Origin of the sequence: Actinomadura rubrisoli (genome assembly GCF_004349215.1) — a bacterium.
In the GTDB taxonomy this organism is placed as follows: Bacteria; Actinomycetota; Actinomycetes; order Streptosporangiales; family Streptosporangiaceae; genus Spirillospora; species Spirillospora rubrisoli.
This window is the reverse complement of sequence record NZ_SMKU01000501.1, coordinates 1-5,005: the sequence shown is the minus strand read 5'-3', so window position 1 is coordinate 5,005 and position 5,005 is coordinate 1. Positions and strand designations below refer to the sequence as shown.

Below are 5,005 nucleotides of genomic sequence, written 5' to 3'. Positions count from 1 at the left end.
GTGGTGGCCGGTGGCGCGGAGGCCTGCATCCACCCGATCACCATCACCGGTTTCGCCCAGGCCCGGACCCTGAGCACCCGCAACGACGACCCGGAGCGGGCCTCCCGCCCGTTCGACGTCGACCGCGACGGGTTCGTGATGGGCGAGGGTGCCGGCGTGGTCGTCCTGGAGAGCGCGGAGCACGCCAAGGCGCGCGGCGCGCGGATCTACGGCCGGCTGGCGGGCGTGGGCATCACGTCCGACGCCTACCACATCACCGGCAGCCCGCCGGACGGCCGCGGCCAGGGCGGCGTCCGGAACGCCGGAGGAGCCGTGCAGGACGAGCGGGACGGGCACGGCGGCGCGTAGGTCGGAGATCAGGTCCAGGTCGAGGACGGCGTCGCGGGTCCGCATCGCGTGGGACGAGCCGACCGCCACGGCGAGGGCGTCGATGTCGGTCGCGGCAACGTAGGCGGCGGCCTCGGAGGGGTTGGTGCGGACGCCGGGGGCGTGTACGCCGTCCTTGCCGCCGACCTCTCCCAGTTCGGCCTCCACGAAGACGTCGCGGGCGTGGCACCAGGCGGCGACCTCGGCGGTGACCGCGACGTTCGCGAGATAGGGCAGGGTGGACGCGTCGAACATCACCGAGCCGACGCCGTGGTCGACGGCCTCGTGGACGAGGTCCTCGGAGGTGGCGTGGTCGAGGTGGACGGCCGCGGGGACGGCGGCGGCGCGGGCGATGGCGATCGTGGCGGCGATGATCGGGGCGGCCGCGCCGTGGTATCGCACGCAGTTCTCGCTGATCTGCAGGATGACCGGGGCGCCGGCGGCCTCGGCCCCGGCGACGATCGCGGTGGCGTGTTCGATCTGGATGACGTTGAACGCGCCGGCGCCGCGGTGGACCGCGACGGCGGGGGCGACGATGTCGCCGGTTCCTACGAGGGGCATGACGGTCCTTCGACGATGATCTCGGGGAGGAGCCGGGGGTAGGCGGCGGCGTCGAAGTCGCCGGCCAGCGGGGCCCGGACGGCGGCGGCGGAGAGCGCGGCGGCGTGCCGGAGGAGGTCGGGCCAGGGCGTGGCCGAGAGCAGGGCGCGGGCGGTGGCGGCCACTGCCGCGTCTCCGGCACCTGTGGGGTTGCCTGTGACGGGACCGGGCGGCTTGGCTCGCCAGACACCGTCCGGGGTTGTCGCCAGAAGGCCGTCTGGGCCGAGCGATACCAGGACTGCGCGCGCGCCTGCGGCCTGTAGCGCGCGTGAGCCGGGGACGGGTGGCAATCCTGTGGCGCGGCGGAGTTCGTCCGCGTTGGGTTTCACGACGGCGGGCCCGGCTCGGACGCCTTGGGAAAGCGCGTCGCCGTCGGCATCGATGATCACCGGACGGTCCGCAGCGAGCGCGGTCAGGGTGGCGTAGGCGTCGCGGGGCACGCCGGGCGGGAGGCTTCCCGACAGGACGACCACGTGGGACCGGGCCAGCAGTGATCGGTAGTGCTCCTGGAAGGCGTCCCACTCCCCCGGGTCGATCTCGGGGCCCGCCTCGTTGAAGACGGTCGCGTCGCCGGTTCCGGTCGCGACGACGGTGACGGTGTTCCGGGACGTCCCGCGGACGGGCATGAGGGCGTGCCGGAGTCCGGACGCGGCCAGGTCGGCGCGGACGAGATCGCCCGTCCCGCCTCCTGCCAGGCCCGTGACCAGGACGTCCTCGCCGAGGGCGGCGGCGACGCGGGCCACGTTGACGCCTTTGCCGCCCGCTCGCCGCCGCGCGCGGGCCACGCGGTTGGAGCCGCCCCACGTCACGGTGGTCATCTCGTACGTGACGTCGAGCGCGACGTTCAGCGTCACCGTGAGGATCACCGCCAGCGGCCGCCCTTCATGACCCGGGCGACGGCGAGATCGTCGTCCAGGACGAGGAGGTCGGCGTCCTTGCCGGGCTCCAGCGATCCGACACGCGAGTCGATGCCCAGCGCGCGCGCCGGGGTGAGGGCTGCGGCTTCGGCGGCCTGCTCGATCGGCAGGCCGACCTCGGTGACCGCGCGGCGGAACGCGTCCGCCATCGTGATCGTGCTGCCCGCGATGGACGATCCGCCGGCGAGCGTCGCGCGGCCGTCCCGGACCTGGACCTCCATCCCGCCGAGCCGGTAGTCGCCGTCGCCCATCCCGGCGGCCGCCATCGCGTCGGTGATCAGCGCCACCCGTCCCGCGCCCGCCGCCTCGAAGGCCAGGCGCACGACGCCGGACTCCACGTGCACACCGTCGGCGATCAGCTCGACGATGACCCGCGGGTCGTTGAGCGCGGCGGCGATCGGGCCGCCCTCGCGGTGGTGCAGCGGCCGCATCGCGTTGAACAGGTGGGTCGCCACGCGCGCGCCCGCGTCGAACGCCGCCCGCGCCGTCGCGCCCGGGGCCTCGGTGTGCCCCACGGCCGCGATCACGCCCGCGTCCGCCGCCTCCCGGACGAGGTCGAGCGCGCCCGGCAGCTCCGGCGCCAGCGTGATCATGCGGAGGTGCCCGCGTCCGAGCGCGACCAGCCGCCGGAACTCGGCCGCGTCCGGCGGCCGGAGCAGCGTCGGATTGTGGGCGCCGCACCGCTCCCGGGCCAGGTAGGGGCCTTCGAGGTGGATGCCGGCGAGCACGCCGTCCGCGGCGAGGTCGGCCAGCCCGGCGACGGCGTCCGCCAGTTCCCCGGGGCTCCCGGTCACCAGGCTGGCGATCGTGGTGGTCGTCCCGGCGGCGAGGTGGAACTCCGCGGCCCGGCGCGCCTCCTCGCCGCGTCCGGACTGGTAGGACGCGCCCGCCCCGCCATGGACGTGGATGTCGACGAAGCCGGGGATGACGTACCGCCCCGCGAGATCGAGCACGTCCTCGGTGACAGGCGATGGCGCGGCGATGCGGCCCGCCTCGATGCGCAGCTCGCCGTGCCGGACGCCGTCCGGGAGGACCACGCGCGCGTTGGTCAGCACCGTCATGACGCGTCCGCGTCCAGGATGGCCGAGTAGGACGGGTCGCCGGACGTGCCCGGATCCACCGGGTGGATCCCGGAATCCGCGTCCAGGACGACCGAGCGGGTCAGGTTGCGGGGCGCGTCGGGGTCGGCGCCCCGGGCGCGCGCGAGCTCGACGGCGAGCCGCTGCGCGCGGATCAGGTCGGCCAGCGGGTCCAGGACGCTGGTGATCATCGTGCCGCCGACGCCTTCGACCTGGTCGGCGAGGCCGGCGGGCGGCTCGCCGAACATCCAGGCGACGCGTCCAGGGCCGGTGACGCTGATGGGACCGTGCCGGTATTCCATGGCGGGGTACGACTCGGTCCAGGCGCGGGCCGCCTCGCGCATCTTCAGGGCCGCCTCGTGCGCGAGGCCGACCGTCCAGCCGCGTCCGAGGAAGGTGAACTGCTCGGCGCGGACGGCCTCGGCGGGCAGCGGCCCGGCGAGCGCCCGCTCGGCGTCGGCGATCACGCCCGCGACGTCCTCGCCGAGGTGCGCGCGCAGCAGGACGAGCTGGGTCGTGGCGAAGCGCGTCTGGACCACCGACCTCTCGTCGGCGTAGTCGAGGACGACGACCTCGTCGGCCGCCCCCATGACCGGGGTCGCCGGGTCGGCGGTGATCGCGACGGTGGGGACCGTGCCGCGGACCCGGTGGAGGACGTCCAGGACCTCGGTCGTCGTGCCGGAGCGGGTGAGGGCGAGCAGCCGGTCGTAGGCCCGGCCCGCCGGCAGCTCGGACGCGGCGAACGCGTCGGTCTCGCCCTGCCCGGCCGCCTCCCGCAGGGCGGCGTACGCCTGGCCGACGAACCAGGACGTGCCGCAGCCGACCACCGCGACCCGCTCGCCGGGACGGGGCAGGACCGGCGCGAATCCGGCGGCGGACGCGGCGGCGCGGCGCCAGCGATCCGGCTGGGAGGCGATCTCGGTCTCGGTATGGCCGCTGCCCTCCGGCGGCTTCGCCATGGACACCCCTTTGCATAGTTTTGTTTGCAAATGATTGTTTCATAGGCAGTAAGTGCAGAAAAGACCAAGAAACGGCATCGCTAGACTCCTGGGACGACGGCCGCCCCCGGTCCCGGGGACGGCCTCGTCCGTGTGTCCGTCCGCACGAGAGGAGGCCGGCGTGAACCGGCACGAACGCTGGAACGCGTTGCTGGAACTGCTCGCGGACGCGGGGCAGCTGACCGTCGAGGAGGCCGCCTCGCGCATGGCCGTCTCCGCCGCGACGATCCGCCGCGACTTCGACCAGCTCGCCCAGCAGCAGATGCTCACCCGCACCCGGGGCGGCGCCGTCGCGCAGAGCGTCAGCTACGACCTGCCGCTGCGCTACAAGAGCGCGCGGCACGCCTCCGAGAAGCAGCGGATCGCGGCCGCGACGGCGGAGCTGGCCAGGCCAGGCTCGATCGTCGGGCTGAACGGCGGGACGACGACGTCCGAGGTCGCCCGCGTCCTCGCCACCCGCGCCGACCTGCACGCCGAGGGCTCCGCACCGGCGATCACGATCGTCACGAACGCGCTCAACATCGGCAACGAGCTGGCCGTCCGCCCGCATATGAAGATCGTCTTGACGGGCGGGGTGCCCCGGCCGCAGTCCTACCAGCTGACCGGCCCGCTGGCCACGGTGATCTTCGACCATGTGACGCTGGACGTGGTGATCCTCGGGGTCGCCGGCGTGACCGTCGAGCACGGCGCGACCTGCCACAACGAGGGCGAGGCGGACGTGAACCGGATCATGACCGAGCGCGCCGACAAGGTCGTCGTGGTGGCGGACGGCTCCAAGGTGGGGCGCCGCGCGTTCGCCAAGATCTGCGACACGTCCCGCATCGATGTCTTGGTGACGGACGGAACGGTCCCGGAGGCCGACGTGGCGGCCTTCGTCGAGGCGGGCGTAGAGGTCATCCGCGCCTGAACGCGTCGCGACGGTCAGGCCCGGCAGGCGTCGGACGGGCGCGCGCGCAGCGCGGCGAGGGGGCGACCGTTCGGCGGGCGTCGGGCGGGCGCGCGGCTCGGCGCGCGGGCAGGTCGGCGCCGGGTCAGGGGTTGGTGG

General features: G+C 74.6%; 4 protein-coding genes and 2 pseudogenes. 2 read left to right on the top strand and 4 right to left on the bottom strand.

Annotated elements, in window-relative coordinates; all coding sequences use genetic code 11:
* Window positions 1-285, top strand: a pseudogene (locus E1298_RS43985) (beta-ketoacyl synthase N-terminal-like domain-containing protein); the annotation flags it as partial.
* 39 nt (window positions 286-324) lie between these two features.
* Here E1298_RS43985 and E1298_RS43980 read toward each other — a convergent pair.
* From E1298_RS43980 to E1298_RS43965, 4 genes and pseudogenes are all read right to left on the bottom strand, one after another.
* Window positions 325-927, bottom strand: a pseudogene (locus E1298_RS43980) (class II fructose-bisphosphate aldolase); the annotation flags it as partial.
* Window positions 915-1,832 carry a 1-phosphofructokinase family hexose kinase gene (locus E1298_RS43975; RefSeq protein ID WP_131903317.1) on the bottom strand — a complete coding sequence of 306 codons (918 nt, stop codon included), beginning with the start codon at window positions 1,830-1,832 and terminating at the stop codon, window positions 915-917. The pseudogene E1298_RS43980 and the gene E1298_RS43975, both read right to left, overlap by 13 nt.
* Window positions 1,829-2,944 carry an N-acetylglucosamine-6-phosphate deacetylase gene (nagA, locus tag E1298_RS43970; RefSeq protein ID WP_131903316.1) on the bottom strand — a complete coding sequence of 372 codons (1,116 nt, stop codon included), beginning with the start codon at window positions 2,942-2,944 and terminating at the stop codon, window positions 1,829-1,831. Before nagA ends, E1298_RS43975 begins: the two co-directional genes overlap by 4 nt.
* Window positions 2,941-3,921 (bottom strand): SIS domain-containing protein, encoded by a 981-nt coding sequence (locus tag E1298_RS43965; protein ID WP_243726217.1) that lies wholly within the window; start codon window positions 3,919-3,921, stop codon window positions 2,941-2,943. The genes nagA and E1298_RS43965 overlap by 4 nt, the downstream gene beginning before the upstream one ends.
* A gap of 160 nt (window positions 3,922-4,081) precedes the next feature.
* Between E1298_RS43965 and E1298_RS43960 the strand changes: the two genes are divergently transcribed.
* Window positions 4,082-4,867, top strand: a complete 786-nt coding sequence (locus E1298_RS43960) for a DeoR/GlpR family DNA-binding transcription regulator (RefSeq protein ID WP_131903315.1) — start codon at window positions 4,082-4,084, stop codon at window positions 4,865-4,867.
* Window positions 4,868-5,005: the final 138 nt, after the last annotated feature.

Excerpts from the sequence above, each read along its gene's own strand:
- nagA (WP_131903316.1), bottom strand. The coding sequence starts at position 2,944 with ATGACGGTGCTGACCAACGCGCGCGTGGTCCTCCCGGACGGCGTCCGG.
- E1298_RS43965 (WP_243726217.1), bottom strand. The coding sequence starts at position 3,921 with ATGGCGAAGCCGCCGGAGGGCAGCGGCCATACCGAGACCGAGATCGCC.